General features: G+C 40.1%; 12 protein-coding genes and 2 pseudogenes. 13 read left to right on the top strand and 1 reads right to left on the bottom strand.

The genetic code is table 11. The features are described from left to right. The 6 genes and pseudogenes from BO219_RS14775 to BO219_RS06720 form a co-directional block, all read left to right on the top strand. Window positions 1-137: transposase (locus BO219_RS14775; protein ID WP_226373784.1), on the top strand; the 137-nt coding region annotated here is incomplete at its 5' end. Window positions 138-283: 146 nt separating this feature from the next. Then, window positions 284-2,200 (top strand): asparagine synthase (glutamine-hydrolyzing), encoded by a 1,917-nt coding sequence (gene asnB / locus BO219_RS06745; RefSeq protein ID WP_077428981.1) that lies wholly within the window; start codon window positions 284-286, stop codon window positions 2,198-2,200. A gap of 378 nt (window positions 2,201-2,578) precedes the next feature. Then, a pseudogene (locus BO219_RS06735) lies at window positions 2,579-2,827 on the top strand (DUF4351 domain-containing protein); the annotation flags it as partial. Between the two features lie 266 nt (window positions 2,828-3,093). Next, the gene (locus BO219_RS06730; RefSeq protein WP_077428979.1) at window positions 3,094-4,578 is read left to right on the top strand and encodes a type I restriction-modification system subunit M; all 1,485 of its coding nucleotides are present in this window, start codon (window positions 3,094-3,096) and stop codon (window positions 4,576-4,578) included. Beyond that, complete coding sequence (locus BO219_RS06725; protein ID WP_198936663.1) at window positions 4,571-5,827, top strand: restriction endonuclease subunit S; 1,257 nt, start codon at window positions 4,571-4,573, stop codon at window positions 5,825-5,827. Before BO219_RS06730 ends, BO219_RS06725 begins: the two co-directional genes overlap by 8 nt. After that, window positions 5,824-8,778: a type I restriction endonuclease subunit R gene (locus BO219_RS06720; RefSeq protein WP_077428956.1), complete on the top strand. Its 2,955-nt coding sequence runs from the start codon at window positions 5,824-5,826 to the stop codon at window positions 8,776-8,778. Before BO219_RS06725 ends, BO219_RS06720 begins: the two co-directional genes overlap by 4 nt. A 49-nt stretch (window positions 8,779-8,827) precedes the next feature. On the opposite strand, the gene BO219_RS06715 is transcribed toward BO219_RS06720, so the two are convergent. Next, window positions 8,828-9,556, bottom strand: a complete 729-nt coding sequence (locus BO219_RS06715; RefSeq protein ID WP_077428955.1) for a M48 family metallopeptidase — start codon at window positions 9,554-9,556, stop codon at window positions 8,828-8,830. Between the two features lie 333 nt (window positions 9,557-9,889). Between BO219_RS06715 and BO219_RS06710 the strand changes: the two genes are divergently transcribed. From BO219_RS06710 to BO219_RS06680, 7 genes and pseudogenes are all read left to right on the top strand, one after another. Further along, window positions 9,890-10,807, top strand: a complete 918-nt coding sequence (locus tag BO219_RS06710) for an Rpn family recombination-promoting nuclease/putative transposase (protein ID WP_077428954.1) — start codon at window positions 9,890-9,892, stop codon at window positions 10,805-10,807. Between the two features lie 221 nt (window positions 10,808-11,028). Beyond that, window positions 11,029-11,226, top strand: a pseudogene (locus tag BO219_RS06705) (IS66 family transposase); the annotation flags it as partial. Between the two features lie 243 nt (window positions 11,227-11,469). After that, the gene (locus tag BO219_RS06700) at window positions 11,470-11,838 is read left to right on the top strand and encodes an ArsR/SmtB family transcription factor (protein ID WP_055358810.1); all 369 of its coding nucleotides are present in this window, start codon (window positions 11,470-11,472) and stop codon (window positions 11,836-11,838) included. Continuing rightward, entirely contained in the window at window positions 11,831-13,969 is a 2,139-nt protein-coding gene (locus tag BO219_RS06695) for a heavy metal translocating P-type ATPase (protein WP_077428953.1), read from the top strand. Before BO219_RS06700 ends, BO219_RS06695 begins: the two co-directional genes overlap by 8 nt. Window positions 13,970-14,086: 117 nt before the next feature. Beyond that, entirely contained in the window at window positions 14,087-15,262 is a 1,176-nt protein-coding gene (locus BO219_RS06690; protein WP_077428952.1) for an ISL3 family transposase, read from the top strand. A 366-nt stretch (window positions 15,263-15,628) separates the two neighbouring features. Next, the gene (locus BO219_RS06685; RefSeq protein ID WP_033012840.1) at window positions 15,629-16,165 is read left to right on the top strand and encodes a DUF4871 domain-containing protein; all 537 of its coding nucleotides are present in this window, start codon (window positions 15,629-15,631) and stop codon (window positions 16,163-16,165) included. 390 nt (window positions 16,166-16,555) lie between these two features. Then, window positions 16,556-17,218: an IS4 family transposase gene (locus tag BO219_RS06680; protein ID WP_226373781.1), complete on the top strand. Its 663-nt coding sequence runs from the start codon at window positions 16,556-16,558 to the stop codon at window positions 17,216-17,218. The last annotated feature ends 3 nt before the right edge of the window (window positions 17,219-17,221 follow it).

Below are 17,221 nucleotides of genomic sequence, written 5' to 3'. Positions count from 1 at the left end.
GCTGCGGTCGAGTCAAGGAGTCTCTATCGCTTTCTGAACGGACATTCCGCTGTGAATGTGGATTCGAGAGCGACAGGGACGTCAATGCGGCCATCAATATCAAACATGAGGGCATGAAACGATTGGTGATCGTCTAATTTGTCCTCGAACCGTGGGGCACACGGGGATCGCTCGGTCAACTTCCCATCATGAGATGGGATTACCCGAGAAGCCCCCCACCTCTAAGCGAAGCGTAGGTGGTGGGAGTATGTCACATTTGATAAAGTGGGGGAATAGCAATATCATGTGCGGTTTTATTGGTTGTATTCATGATCATCCAAGAATCATTGATGAAAAATGGAAAGAAACGTTTCAAGAAATGAATGATATCATTACTCATCGTGGTCCTGACGATGGTGGTTATTTTTTTGATGAATATGTGAATTTTGGATTTCGACGTTTGAGTATTATCGATCTTGAGACAGGGCACCAGCCATTGTCCTATGAAAATGAACGATATTGGATCATATTTAATGGGGAAATCTACAACTATGTGGAATTGCGAGAAGAATTGCTTGCAAAGGGATATAAATTTACTACTCATTCCGATACAGAAGTCATTATTGCTCTTTATAGTGCTGAAAAAGAAAAAGCTGTAGAAAAGCTTCGAGGTATGTTTGCTTTCGTCATCTGGGACAAACAAGAGAGAACGATTTTTGCGGCACGTGACCCGTTTGGCATAAAACCATTTTTCTATATGGAACAGGGCGACCGTACGTTTTTTGCTTCCGAGAAGAAAAGTATTTTGCTAGCTCTTAAAAATGATTTATTAGACTATGATTCACTGCAGCATTATTTAACATTCCAATATGTACCTGAACCAATGACGATGTCTGTTGGTATTAAAAAGTTAGAACCGGGTCATTATATTAAGAAAAAAATCGGTGAAAAATTAACCATTCATCGCTATTGGAAAGCCAAATTCCAACCTATCATCAAATCAGAAGATGGACTTGTCAAAGAAATTCGCAACGCGCTGTTCGATTCCGTGCAAGTGCATATGCGCAGCGATGTGCCGGTAGGTTCGTTTTTATCAGGAGGAATTGATTCATCCTTCATTGCAGCAATTGCTAAACAATTCAATCCTAATATCAAGACATTTTCTGTCGGCTTTGAGCGGGAAGGCTTCAGTGAAATTGATGTGGCAAAAGAAACAGCGGAAAAGCTGGGCGTTGAGAATATTAGCTATGTCATTTCACCAGAGGAATATATGGCGGAATTACCGAAAATTATGTGGCATATGGATGATCCACTTGCCGATCCTGCGGCAGTACCGCTTTATTTTGTTGCCCGGGAAGCAAGAAAGCATGTAACGGTCGTTCTTTCCGGTGAGGGAGCTGACGAGTTATTTGGCGGTTACAACATTTATCGTGAGCCACAGTCATTGGAACTTTTTGAGCGAATGCCAAGTACGGTTAAATCAGCTTTGAGAGTGATTGCAGGGCTACTCCCGGAAGGAATAAAAGGAAAAAGCTTTATTGAGCGCGGTACAACACCAATGGAAGAACGATATATCGGCAATGCGAAAATGTATAGCGAGACAGAAAAACAAGAACTGCTAAAAGGATATAAGAGGGGATTAGAATATACATATATTACAGCTCCTTTTTATAGAGAAACAACTCATTATCCTCCTGTAAACCGGATGCAATATATTGATATTCATACATGGCTGCGAGGCGATATTTTATTAAAAGCTGACAAAATGACGATGGCCCATTCATTAGAGTTGAGGGTTCCATTTTTAGATAAAAAGGTATTTGAAGTAGCCGCCAAAATTGCTCCGGAAATGAAAACGACAAACAAAACGACGAAATATATCCTACGAAAAGCAGCAAAAGGAATTGTTCCAGATCATGTTTTAAATCGCAAAAAATTAGGGTTTCCGGTGCCAATTCGTCATTGGTTAAAAAATGAAATGCATGATTGGGCGAAAAATATTATAAAAGAAAGCGCAACCGATCATTTATTTAATAAAGATGTATTGTATCGTTTACTAGACGAACATTGCAAAAATAAAGCAGACCATAGCCGAAAAATCTGGACCGTCCTTGCTTTTATGATTTGGCATCAAGTATACATGGAAAAGAAATACGATTTTACAAATATATATAGAAAAGACAATATATATAGAAAAGACAAGCTGTCGCTATTAATCTAATTTGACTGATTTTCGTTGCCTGTCTTCTATTTGCACCCAAGCTTCTAAAAATTCAGCTTTGGGTGCTTTTCTATTTGATGGATATGAGTTTACATTAAATGATGTGTTTAATTATTTTCTAGACCATCCAAAGCGGAAAGTAGAAAAGGTAGATGGTTTTGAAGTATTGATTATTTCAGGAGGAATTAAACCAGAAAGACTCGATTTAAACTTGATAGAAACAACGAATCCAGTTTATGATAAGTCGATAACGAAATATTTAACTGAGTTCTGTATAAAGATTCTGCTTTGAAAAGTGCTGTTGAGATTGAGCCGTATAAACAGGTTTCTTTAGTACTTAAAACAGAAAACGGAACCGTTTTACACTGTGTCTTGCCTTATTTTGAAACATATGTGAAACTATCAGATGAAGAAGAACGAAGACTACGAAGCGAGGTGAATGAAATGGAGACGAAAGAAAAAGAACAAGTGTTAGAACTCATGATTTCGTATGAACGACAAGGCATGAGACAAGGCATGAAGCATCTTATACAAACGATGGCGAGAAAAGGAATGAGCGTCAAAGATATTGCAAACGTCACAGACCTTACGGAAGAAGAAATACAGAAGTTGTTAGAGAAGGAATAAGTAATTTGTTCATCATTTCACAGCTGTCGTCGGCCTCCAATCTTGCAAAAACTCCGGGGGATCGACGACAAATGTACCAATCCATAAAGATGATGGACTAAACTTAACCCCAGCTATGTTCAGATAGCTGGGGTTTCATATATTTGGGCATATGAGACATGATGTTCTTATTCATTGTTGTCAAATGACAGTAGTTTACAATAGGAATTTTTGTTATGATTAAAGTTGGAAGAGATGAAAGAACAAGAAAAAATGGAGGCAACACGATGAGCAAGTTAACGCTACAAGAACTTGAATCTCATTTATGGGAATCAGCGAATATATTGCGTGGCAGTATTGATTCGTCAGACTATAAAAACTATATTTTTGGAATGTTGTTTTTAAAACGATTAAACGATGTGTTTGTCGAAACCGCTGAGCGGATTGAAAAAGAAGAAGGCGAAGATTACGGTTGGTATGATCGCGATGAACATCAATTTTTCGTGCCTGAAAAAGCACGTTGGAGTTATATTCAATCCCATTCCCAAGACGTGGGGGCGGTCATTAATAAAGCCTTTGAATTATTAGAGGATGAAAACCCTTCCCTACAAGGGGTATTAGCGAATATTGATTTTAACGATAAAGAAAAACTGTCAGATAAAACAATTCTTCAATTAGTACAACACTTCTCACAAATTGATTTACGCAACGAAAATTTATCAGAACCTGATATCCTTGGTCGTGCTTATGAGTATCTCATCAAACAATTTGCTGACGATGCAGGGAAAAAAGGTGGCGAGTTCTATACGCCAAGTCAAGTCGTTAAATTAATTGTCAAACTGATTAAACCTGAAGAAGGCATGCGTGTATGTGACCCAACAGCGGGATCTGGCGGGATGCTCATTCAATCGGTCGACTACATAAAAGAAAAAGGCGGCAATCCGCGCAACATTACATTGCACGGACAAGAGAAAAACTTAAATACGTGGGCGATTTGTAAAATGAATTTGTTGCTTCATGGTTTAAGCGACCATGAAATTAAAAAAGGCGATACAATTCGTGAACCGAAACTATTAGACGAAAACGGCGAGCTTCTACTATATGATCGCGTCATTGCTAATCCTCCGTTTAGCTTAAAAAACTGGGGACGTGAGGAAGCAGAAGCAGACGCATTTAACCGTTTTCGCTTTGGTTTACCACCAAAAAACGCAGGAGACTATGCGTTTATTCAACATATGATTGCTACACTTAATGATGAAGGAAAAGCGGGAGTTGTTATGCCGCATGGTGTTCTTTTCCGCGGCGGAGCGGAAGGGAAAATTCGTCAAGGCATATTAGAAGAAGATTTAATTGAAGCGGTTATTGGTTTACCAGCGAACTTGTTCTATGGAACTGGTATTCCAGCATGTATTCTCATCATCAACAAAAACAAAGAAGAACATAAAAAGGGAAAAATTCTCTTTATTGATGCATCACGGGACTATCAAGAAGGAAAAAATCAAAATGTTCTTCGTGATGAAGATATTCAAAAAATCGTTAGCACTTACGATGCGTGGAAAGATGTCGAGAAATATAGCCGTGTCGTTACACTAGAGGAAATTAAAGAAAACGACTATAACTTAAACATCGCCCGCTATATTGACACAGCCGAAGAGGAAGAACAAATTGATGTCGCAGAAGCCCTTCGTCAACTTCGTCAACTCGAACAAGAACGGGATGAAATCGAGAAGGTGATGTATGGGTATTTGAAGGAGTTGGGGTATGGTGAGTGAAAAATGGCAACACAAGCAATTAGGGCAACTTTTGAAACTTAGAGGGGGATATGCTTTTAAAAGTGAAGATTTTCATGAGCACGGTGATGTTGCGGTTTTACGGATTTCTAACATTAAAAATAACGGTATTGATTTGGAAGATGCTGTGTATGTAGATAGAAATGTAGCCGAACAAGCAAAGGATTACAAACTGAGAGAAGGAAATGTTGTAATTGCAATGTCTGGTGCTACAACAGGAAAAACAGCCATTGTGCGAAAAGAAGATTTACCTTTGGTGTTAAACCAACGTGTAGGAGTTTTTGATATCTACAATTCAGAGCATTTATCTGAAGAATACCTAGCATATGTTGTACAATCGAGTTCTTTTAAAAATCAAATTCTTGTAAACGCAATTGGTGGGGCACAACCAAATATTAGCGGGAAACAAATAGAGGATGTAGAAATATTACTTCCACCTATCTCTGAACAACGCAAAATTGCAGCCATTCTCTCATCCGTCGATGAAGCGATCGAGAAAACGGAAGCGATCATCGAGCAAACGGAGAAAGTGAAAAAGGGGCTTATGCAACAGTTGCTCACAAAAGGAATCGGACACACGAAGTTTAAAAAGACGGAGATTGGGGAGATTCCTGAAGAATGGGAGATTGTACAATTACAAAATGTCACAAATCAAATTACTGATGGAACACATAAAACACCAACATATACTGAAAATGGTATTCCTTTTTTAAGAGTAACAGATATTCAGAGTGAGGAAATTGATTTTACAAAAATAAAATATATTTCGGAGAGAGAACACAAGGAATTGATCAAAAGATGCAAACCAGAGAAAGGGGATGTTTTACTTTCTAAAAACGGGACAATTGGTCTCGTTAAAGTAATTAATTGGGATTGGGAATTTAGTATCTTTGTTAGCCTTTGCTTGATTAAAGTACAAAAAGATAAACTATTACCTGAATTCTTGGCATACTTTCTACAATCCGATATTGCTCTTAAACAGTTTCGATTAAGATCGAAACAAGGAACAGTAACAAATCTCCATCTGATTGAAATACGTGAACTTCTTTGTGGATTACCTTCTATAGAAGAACAGTATAAGATTGTACAAATTTTAAATTCTATATCAAAAAAAATTTCAAAAGAAACAAAGAAACTTGAAATACTTATGACTATTAAGAAAGGCCTCATGCAAGCCCTATTAACAGGCAAAGTTCGTGTCAAAGTCGATGATGAGGTGATGTCACAGTGACCGCCGCAAGTGAATGGAATGAATTAAATCTTGTTGAAAAACGTTTGATTTATCAGCTTCAAGAGTTGGGCTATGAGCATGTCACAGGCTCAGCTCTTGAGTCTGAACGTGATTCATTAAGTGAAGTCATTTTGAAGGAACGGTTAAAGAAAGCGATTCAGCGGTTAAATCCATGGATTGATGACAACAATCTTGCTCGCATTATTTACAATCTAACTCACATCGAAGCAACAGGATTAATGCAAGCGAATGAAAAGTTTCATGAAATGCTTGTGAACTACATTTCGATTCAACAAGATTTAGGAAAAGGGAAAAAGAATCAAACGGTTAAACTCATTGATTTTGATAACCCTTATAACAATGAATTTCTTGTTGTTGACCAATTCCGTATTCAAGATGCAAGAGGCACGATTCGTCCTGACATTGTTATTTTTGTGAATGGATTGCCTTTAGTTGTGGTGGAATGTAAAAGTCCAACGTTACAAGAAGATACGCAAATTTCAAAAGCAGTTAATCAATTACGACGCTATCAAGAAACTCATGAGCAACTGTTCTACTATAACCAATTTATGATTGCGACAAGCAATTATCGTGCAAAAGCAGGAACAATTGGTGCGAAAGTGCAACATTACGGCGAGTGGAAAGATCCGTATCCAAGAACGGTGCCTGAACTTGGTGACTCACCTACGAAACAAGATATTTTAGTTGCAGGAATGTTATCGAAAGAAAACTTGCTTGATTTAATCCAGAATTTCATCGTTTTTGAAGTTGATGGTGGACGGGTCGTTAAAAAGATTGCTCGTTATCAACAATTCCGTGCGGTCAATAAAGCGATTCAGCGCATTTTACATGCAAAAACACCAAAAGATCGCGGCGGGGTGATTTGGCATACACAAGGTTCAGGAAAGTCTTTAACGATGTTGTATTTAGCTGTAAAACTTAGAAGAATGAAAGAGTTGCAAAACCCAACGATTGTCGTTGTCACCGACCGTAAAGACTTGGATGATCAAATTACAAAAACATTCCGTAAGTGCGGTTTCCCGAATCCGCAACAAGCGGAAAGCGTCAAAGATTTGAAAAGGTTATTACAGCAAGGTCCTGGTTCTACGATTATGACCCTTGTGCAAAAGTTCCAACCAGATAAGGATCAAGACGAGTATCCAGAACTTTCAAGGTCGGAAAATATTTTTGTGTTAGTCGACGAATCGCACCGTACGCAATACAAAGGTCTAGCGATGAACATGCGGAAAGGTTTACCGAATGCATGTTATCTTGGCTTTACGGGAACACCAATCGATAAAGAAGATAAAAGTACAACACGGACGTTCGGTTCTTATATTGACAAATATACGATTGAACAAGCGGTCGATGATGGGGCAACCGTTCCGATTTTCTACGAAGCGCGAATGGTGGACCTTCATTTGCAAGGCGATTCACTTGATCGCTTATTTGATCGTAAATTTAGCGACTATAGCGAAGAAGACCGTGAGCGTATTAAAAAGAAATATGCAGATGAAGAAGCAATCTTAGCCGCTCCGAGCCGCATTAAGCAGATTGCTTTAGATATTGTAGAACACTTTGAAAATTATATCTTACCAAACGGTTTTAAAGCACAAGTGGTGGCGGTGAACCGTGAAGCGGCGGCGATTTATAAACAAAAGCTAGATGAACTCATTAATGGAAAATATGAAACAGCATTAATTATTTCAACAGGTCCCGAAGATAAAAACAATGAACTATTAAAAGATTACTCTCTATCCCGTGAGGAAGAAAAACAATTAATTGAACGGTTCAAAAAGCCGTTTGAAGAAGACAAACTAGCGATTTTAATTGTTTGTGATAAGCTTCTCACAGGCTTTGACGCACCAATCGAACAAGTGATGTACTTGGATAAACCATTAAAAGAGCATAACCTACTTCAGGCCATTGCTCGTACAAATCGAACATATGAAGGAAAAACGTATGGACTCATTGTAGACTACTTTGGTGTATCCAAATTTTTGGAAAAAGCGTTAGCGATTTTCTCTAAACAAGATATTCAAGGAGCGTTGTTGCCGATTGAAAGCGAGTTGCCAAAGTTAAAACAAGCCCATCGAAAAGCAATGAGCTTTTTCGACTATATTAACCGAAGCGATGCCGATGCGTGCGTTCAAGTATTAGAGCCTGAAGATGTGCGTCATGAGTTTGAAAAAGCGTTTAAAGAGTTTTCCAAACGAATGGATATGATTTTACCGAACCCTGAAGCTTCTCCATATGTAGAAGACTTAAAGTTTTTAGGTAAAGTGCGGCAAATGGCAAAAACGTTATATCGTGATGAACAAATGGATATTTCCGAGTGTGGCGAGAAGGTCAAACAATTAATTGCAGAGCATCTATATGCTGAGTCTGTCGAAGTCATCCATGAACCAATTGATATTTTGTCCAGTAAGTTTGATGAACGGTTAGAAAAAGCGCCATCGAAGGAAGCACAGGCGGCGGAAATGGAACATGCGATTCGCCATGAAATTAAAGTGAAGCTGGAAGAAAACCCTGTATACTATACATCGTTAAAAGAAAAGCTAGAGCAACTAATCGAAGCAAGACGGAAAAAAATGATGGATATCGCTGAATTGGTAGAAAAGCTACGCAGCATGGTCAATGATATGCGAAACGTCAACCAACAAGCACAAAACCTCGGCTTTACACGAGAGCAATATCCGTTCTATCAACTGTTCCAACAGCTTCTTCCAGATGAAGAACATAAAGATGCGATCGATGCGTTGACGCATCTTGTAACAGACATTATTGCCGAGGAAAGTCAAGTCATTGATTGGGTAAACAAAGAAGATGTAAAACGAGAAATGCGGAAGAAAATTAAGAAGCAGTTGCGGGCAAGTGTAATCCCTAAAGATCAGTTAGAAAATGTAACGCAACAGATTATGTCATTAGCGATGGTTCATTATAAAAAGTAAAGAGGAGAGCAAAGAGCCTCACTATGTAAGAAGAGGCTCTTTTCCATGTCTATAAAGTTAAGGTTGGGCCATTGATCCGCAACCATTCTTTTCTTTGTTCATAGTCCGACATCACAGATTTAACAAAATGCCAAAAATCATTGGAGTGGTTTGGATATTTCAAATGGGCTAATTCATGTACTAATAAATAATCGATAATCGGCACGGGTGCCATCATAATTCTCCAGTTTAAGTATATGGCTCCTTCGTTTGTGCATGTTCCCCAGCGCATTTTTTGTTCTTTTAATTTAATTTTCGTAGGGGTTACTCCCATTTTAGGGCAATAAATTTTTAAACGTTCTTGTAGTTTCATTTCTCCGTACAGAATATACCAATCTTTGAACGCTTGTTGAAAAAATGAGATTCTTTCCTCTTCTGTTAAATGCGGTGGCACCGTGGCAATAAATTTCCCTTGTTTAAACATAAGAACCGGCTTTGTAACTTCCTCGCTTTTATATACTTTTAATCGATAATTGCGCCCTAAATAAGCAAATTTCTCTCCGCTTACAAACTCTTTTGGAGCAGGGCAATCAGAAATTTGATTTAACGCCTGCCATTTATCAATAATCCATGGAGCTTTTTTATAAAGGATAGAATGTAAAAGTGTAGGCTCTATCCCCTCAGGAGCTACGACCTTCACTCCCTCCAACCATTCAACCGATATCGTCACATCCCGCTTTTCTGGCTTATACTCTACTGCATAATCTATTGTTGTCTTGCCATATTGAAAGCTAGGCATAGAAATACTGACTCCTTCGTTCCTTTAATTGTCTTTCATTTTATCTTTGGGAAAGCAAAAGGTCAATCGGTAAACGATGAATTTGAAAAATGGTAACTATTCAGCCACATGATCAAGTGGGCTGAATTTAAACAGTTGGAATTTACTTTATCTTTTAATCACTCTCTCCCTTCAAAAATTAAATTTTCAACCTAAAAAACGGTTCATGCTCTCACTTTTTCACCCCATTTGTCATAAAAATTTTCCGCAAAATTCAATTTTCTACTTTTGCATTTCCCTTATTTCCCGATTTTAATCAAATTGTCCCTTATATTCTACGAAAGGATGATCTGTATGCAATACCTCGATTTAAAAATGGATTTTATGTTTAAACAAATGTTCGGCCACCCAAGCAGAAAGTCAATCACGATGGCGTTTTTAAATGCGTTGCTACATCGGACTGGAGATGATCGCATCATCGACGTACAGTTTGAAAACACCGAACTAACGAAAGAAACAGAAGACGGTAAGACTGGACGGTTAGATGTCATCGTTCGCACAAACCGCGGCGAGCGCATTCACGTTGAAATTCAAATCATCCCACAATACGGTATGCCCGAACGGCTATTGTATTACTGGGCAAGGTTGTTTTCATCTTCACTATCGAAAGGAGAACGGTACGACATCCTCCCTCCAACGATTATGATCGCCATCTTAAATTATCCCCTTTTCCCACATGAAACGGATCGCTTTCATACCGTTTTTCACATTCGTGAAGACGAAGAACAGTTTCTTTGGAGCCATCACCTTGAATTTCATGTACTCGACTTGTCACAATTTATGGTAAAATGGAAGAAATATCGGAGAGAAGTGAAGCAATCGCCCGAATGGCCATGGCTAACGATGTTGTCGGCTGTCGATGGACGAACGAAAAAAATGGATGAAGAGATGTTTCGTGAATTGGAGGGAATAGCCATGACAGAACAAGACATTTTAGAAGCGCTAGAAGAATGGCAAAACTTAAGCGTCGACCCCGAAAACCGTTACGCATACGAAATGCGGCTGAAATGGCTCCTTGATCAACTCTCAAACATTCGCGGCAGTCGGGAAGAAGGAAGACAAGAAGGATTGAAAGAAGGCTTAGAACAAGGTCGAGAAGAAGGGAAAAATGAAACGATTCGAAAAATGGTCGAAAAAGGAATGAGTATAACAGACGTTGCCCATATTCTCGACATGACAGAGGAGGAAGTACGGGAACGGTTGGGAGATTAGCGAACGGTGTCGGGTGCTGTTCAACTATGTTGTGTCCCTCTTTGTCCCACGTCAATGATGTTGCACAGGTGATTGGAGAGCGATCAGAAAATCGATTCGCTGTTCAAATACGTCCTGAATTAAACCATCGAGAAGAAGTATTAAAATAAAAACCGCAGCGTTGCCTCATTGGCAGCACTGCGGTTTTTCTCTTACTAGCGATGCTCATTAGCGAACGGTGCCAGGCACTGTTGTTCATTCGCATGGTCAAAGTGAAAGGGAACATCTCGGGTACATTTCGTGACGAAACGTTCGCGCAGTCGTTTTGCATCGCAAGAAGCATCGTTTCCACACTGACGAAACACGAAAAAAACGTGTGGGATTCGTTATGTCTTCTGTTGACAGGCGAAACGCTCGATCGTGTTCTTTCTACCACTTAGGGCATTTTCTATTACGGGGATGCCCTATTTGTGTTGCGCTTCTTTACATACTACTATCGGAGTGAATAGTTACAATAGAATTTTTTGATGTAGCTAATTAAATGAATCGCACGGTAAATATTGGGTTGATTTTTTTAAATTCCATTCTTTTTTTGTTTTTAATTCAAATAAATATTTGAATAATAAAAGAAATGGGGTATAATATATTCAAACGGAAATTTGAATATGAAAGGGGGATAATGAATGAGTAAGAAAGATACATGTGAAATTTATTGTTATGACGAAGAAAAAGTCAATCGAATACAAGGGGAATTGCAAAAAGAAGATATATCCAGTGTTGTCCTGTTGTTTAAAGCACTGGCAGATGAAAATAGGGCAAAAATTGTCTATTCACTTTGCCAAGATGAAGAGTTATGTGTATGTGATATTGCTAATATCATCGGGGCTTCTGTTGCAACAACTTCCCATCATTTACGCACCCTTTATAAACAAGGGATTGTAAAGTATCGAAAAGAAGGAAAGCTAGCATTTTATTCGCTGGATGATGACCATATTAAGCAGTTAATCATGATTGCGTTAGTACATGATAAAGAGGTGAAAGTCCGTGTCTGAACAACAAGCAAAATTATCTAAATCAGAAGCGAAAACCTACCGTGTTCAAGGATTTACTTGTGCAAACTGTGCGGCAAAGTTTGAAAATAATGTAAAATCATTGCCAGGTGTTCAAGATGCTAAAGTAAACTTTGGAGCATCTAAAATTACCGTTTGGGGTACAACAACCATCGAAGAATTAGAAAAAGCAGGGGCTTTTGAAAATTTGAAGATTCGGGAAGATAAAGAAAAAGCAGTCAATCGTGAACCTTTTTGGAAGCAAAAAGAGAACATCAAAGTGTATATTTCCGCTGTTTTGCTTGTGATTAGTTGGTTTTTAGGGAAGCAATACGGAGAAGAGCATTTCTTTGCGACGATTGGGTATGCTGCAGCGATTTTAATTGGTGGATATTCGCTATTTATTAAAGGGTTCAAGAACCTAGTTCGATTGAATTTTGATATGAATACGCTGATGACAGTGGCGGTTTTAGGAGCTGCAGCGATTGGTGAATGGGGAGAAGGTGCAACCGTTGTCATCCTTTTTGCTATTAGTGAAGCCTTAGAGCGTTATTCCATGGATAAAGCTCGTCAATCCATTGAATCGTTGATGGATATTGCTCCAAAAGAAGCATTAATTCGTCGAGGAAATGAAGAAATGATGGTCCCTGTTGACGATATTCAAGTCGGGGATATTATGATCGTAAAGCCTGGTCAGAAATTAGCGATGGATGGAATCGTCATCAAGGGTACATCTACGCTAAATCAGGCTGCCATTACGGGAGAAAGTGTTCCAGTAACCAAAACAGTCGGTGATGAAGTCTTTGCAGGAACATTGAATGAAGAAGGTTTATTGGAAGTAAAAGTGACAAAACGAGTGGAAGATACAACCCTTTCGAAAATCATCCATTTAGTGGAAGAAGCTCAAGCAGAACGAGCGCCTTCTCAAGCATTTGTGGATCGTTTTGCCAAATACTATACACCAGCCATTATCATTTTTGCTCTTTTACTAGCCGTTATTCCGCCATTATTTATGGGTGCTGATTGGAGCGAATGGATTTATCGGGGTCTAGCTGTATTAGTAGTTGGTTGTCCGTGTGCGCTGGTCATTTCCACTCCTGTTGCGATTGTAACCGCCATTGGAAATGCAGCGAAAAACGGGGTGCTAATTAAAGGTGGCATCTATTTAGAAGAAGCAGGATCTCTAAAAGTCATCGCTTTTGATAAAACAGGAACATTAACAAAAGGTGTTCCTTCCGTCACCGATGTGGTCACTTATAATGGCGATGAAAATGAACTAATGACCATTACAGCAGCCATTGAAAAAGGCTCACAACATCCACTTGCTTCCGCCATTATAAGAAAAGCAGAAGAAGATGGATTGAATTTTAATGATGTATCGGTTGAAGAATTCCAATCCATTACAGGTAAAGGGGTCAAAGCCAAAGTAAATAACGCAATGTATTATGTCGGAAGTCCAGGTCTTTTTGAAGAACTTCTTCCAAATGGCATCCAATCAGAAATAAAAGAACAAATTACAACCCTTCAAATACAAGGGAAAACGGTCATGGTATTAGGGACGGAAAAAGAAATTCTGGCGTTAATTGCCGTGGCAGACGAAATAAGAGAATCATCCAAAGAGGTTATTCGAAAACTCCATCAAGTCGGTATTGAAAAAACGGTGATGCTGACGGGAGATAACCAAAGAACAGCCGAAGCCATCGGAAAACAAGTCGGTGTTTCCGATATTAAAGCCGATTTACTTCCAGAAGATAAACTGAATTTCATCAAAGAGCTTCGCGACAAGTATCGAAGTGTTGCGATGGTTGGAGATGGTGTGAACGATGCACCAGCTCTTGCAGCTTCAACCGTTGGTGTGGCAATGGGTGGTGCTGGAACCGATACAGCCCTAGAAACAGCCGATATTGTCTTAATGTCTGATGATTTAAGCAAATTGCCATATACGATTAAATTGAGCCGCAAAGCTTTAGCGATTATTAAGCAAAACATTACTTTCTCTTTAGGGATTAAGGCATTGGCATTACTGTTAATTGTGCCTGGTTGGTTAACGCTATGGTTAGCGATATTTGCCGATATGGGAGCAACATTAATCGTAACATTAAACAGCATGCGATTGCTAAAAGTTAAAGAATAGGCTCTTCACCACAAGTTGTACTTGATCATTTAAGGTGGGTGTGCATAGAGGGTACAAAAAATGCGAATTTTCCTGTATGGTAAAGGTGACCAAACCGAACCATGGAGGGAAATTCGCATGTACTCTCAGTTTATCAAAGAACTCATCGATTTACCAGATGTTTTGATTCAAAAGGTGCGAAAAGAAGGGGAACGTTGGATTTTCGAACTTTCTCTACCCGAACAATGCCCGTTATGTCCTGTCTGCTTGAAGCGCACGATCAAAATGACAGACAAAAAGAAGCAATGGATGCATGGCTATGCTCAGCGAATCGGAATTTTTTGGATCGAACTTCTTGTCGAGCGCAGACGTTGTCGTACGTGCGGCGTGACGTTCAGCACGTCGTATCCAGCCATCTCTCCTCGAAGTGTGGCGACGGATGCGTTTCAGCGATGGGTCGCGCAATCTTGCATCGGAACATCCATTCAGGCGGTGGCTCGTATGCTCAAGCTGCCTTACACGACCGTTGAACGATGGTTTTATACCCATGCCCCTTCCTTCCTATCGAATGACGTCCAACCAAAGGCGGTTTGTGTCGATGAGTTTGCTTTTCGAAAAGGGCACGACTATGGAGTGGCGATCATGGATGCCGAAACGGGAGAAGTGTATGCCATTGAAGCAAGAAAGAACGAGGAAGCCATTGGGCGTGCATTGGCTCATGTGTCTCGTTCCGTTCAGTATGTCGTGAGTGACTTGGCTCCAGCGATGAAAAAAGTGATTCAACGGGTTTGCCCAGAGGCGACACATGTCGTCGACTATTTCCATGTCATTCAGCTGTTTACCGATGCGTTAGAACGATGTCGCAAATATTTGGGCAAAGGAGGCAAGAAACACGGAAATGTTCGTTCCGTTTGCCGTTTATTGAGCCAATGTCCAGAGAAATTAACAGAGGAAGAACGTCAAATCATACGAGAATGGTGTAATGAAAGTGGTGACTTAAAGTCTTTTTACCAATCGCTCCAACTTGTTCGCTATGTGTTCAAAAGCAAAGATGAGCAACAGGCGAAACGACGCTTGAAGGCTTGGATTCATCGGTATTTGTTTTGTCCTTGTTCCGTTGTTCGTGCCATCGCAAAATCACTCGTCAAACGAACAGACGAAATGATATCGTGCATTTTATCCCATTATTCGAATGGGAAGATGGAGGGAACGAATAACAAGATCAAGCTGATGAAACGTCGGGGATACGGATACCGAAATATCCAGCGTTTTGCACTGCGAGTTCGGTTAGAAACAGCTAACATACTTTCATGACAGGTGCAAGTACATCTTTTGGTGATGAACCAAAATAGGACAGTTGAAGTAAAAGATGGCAAAAGTCTATATGAAGATAAGCGGAGGTTGAAGACGACCATGTGTTTGATCGATGCGCTTTAAATGGTTAACCTCTCCTTATAGACGTTATGGCTTGTCCTCTGGTTCTATCGAATCGTATTAACGCTCGTCCTTACCGCTCCGCTTGCGTACTGGCTGCTTTGACAACGGGTTGGCGCCTGGGGGGGTTATGTTCCTTTCATCTTGGGAATAAGCGAGGAGAACCCGACTTCTAAGCGATAGCGAAAGTCGGGGAGGAATCGCTAAAAATATGATATCATTAAATTAGTGAAAGGTGGTGAAAATGTGAAACATTTGCTAGTCATCGTAATCCTTTTTTCTTTATCCGCATGCAGTATATGGGAAAAGAATGAAAAACAAGCCCAAAATGCTGAATCTACAGCTTCGGTAAAAGAGATGAGTGATATTGAAAAAATACCTGTTAAAATAGATCAAAAAGTAATCAGTCATATCAATTGGGAAGTAAGCCCGGTTTTTCAATCTGGAAATTATAAAATGCGCGGAGTACCAAACAAAGTGGGTTTCATTGATGCACCGTTTATAGCAAACAAAGATAGCAAATACATGTGGCATTTCTGGGGGGACTCCATTCCAGAAGGAGAACTGACAATCGTTGCAGTGAAAAAAGGCAGCAACGATATAGCTCCTGCGTTAACACTAGACGGAAAAACCGTTTGGACAACGGGAGTTCCAGGAGGTCCGAATAATGGTGCAGACGCACATATACCATCAAATATGAGGCTTGGTGAATCGGGAAAATGGGCATTACTCGTCTATCTTGGAAAAACGTACTGGGATTACGTTGTAATCGACGTAAATTGAACGCTCTCCCACTTACGCTCACGCTGGGAAGTGGCGGTCTTCTCGGTTCGAGATGACAAAATAACGAGTGAAGCCAAAGGTGTTGCTGCACCTTCAGCCCCGCAATAGACGGTTCCCATAAAGGGGGTCGGCGCGAGCAGAAGGAAATAATCCGCCTAAGCGCCTCGTTAACTTAAGGGTGGATTATTTCTTTTGATTGTGCGACAGTATTGAAACCATGCGACTTGCGAAAAAACATCAATGCTTCAAATACTGTCATCGGCATCACCCCCTTCCAAATCAGGGGAGGCCGATCCCATAGCCATCAAGTTAAGAATTTGATCTTTTTTCAGCGCCAAAAACATGGTATCCTTTCTAACGAAAATCATCGTTGGAAAGGATTGTTTTTTGATGGCAAAAAAGATGAAGGCATGGATAACAACGATTCGTCAACTCTTCTCCTCTGAAGAACTGACCCGTCTGGCACGGAAAGTCGGATTCATTCAGCGGCAGCGTTCATTAACAGCGGAAGCCTTTCTGACGCTATGTGCTTGGGGAGACGGATCGCTCGCCTGTCAGTCGCTTCAGCGGTTGTGTGCCGATTTGGCGCTCTGGCATGATTGCTCTCTCTCGAATGAAGAACTGAATCAGCGGTTTACGCCTCGTGCCGTGGCGTTTTTAAAAGAGGTCTTTTTTACTCTCCTGATGCATCAACGTCCGGCACTCTCTTCCATCACTGAGACGTATCGCGCTTGTTTCACCCGTCTGCGGATCTTAGACTCTACCAGTTTTTTACTTCCAGCCGACTATGGTGAGGACTATCAAGGTTCGGTTTCATCTGGCGCCAAAATCCAATTTGAGTATGAGCTGTTATCGGGAACCTGTCTTCAGCTGTGCGTCCAACAGGCCAATGATTCCGATGCCCGTTTTGCTTATCATACCCAGCACACGATTTTACCGAATGACCTTTGCATTCGGGATCTGGGGTTTTTTTCACTTAAGGATCGGTGCCTGTGCACTGCGATCCGAAAAGTAGACAGTATAAATTCAGTTAACGTGAAGGAATCAGAGTGAGTT

Source organism: Anoxybacillus kestanbolensis (assembly GCF_001996285.1).
Classification (GTDB): Bacteria; Bacillota; Bacilli; order Bacillales; family Anoxybacillaceae; genus Anoxybacillus; species Anoxybacillus kestanbolensis_A.
Note: the sequence above shows the minus strand (reverse complement) of the source record. Positions and strands in the feature narration are given on the sequence as shown.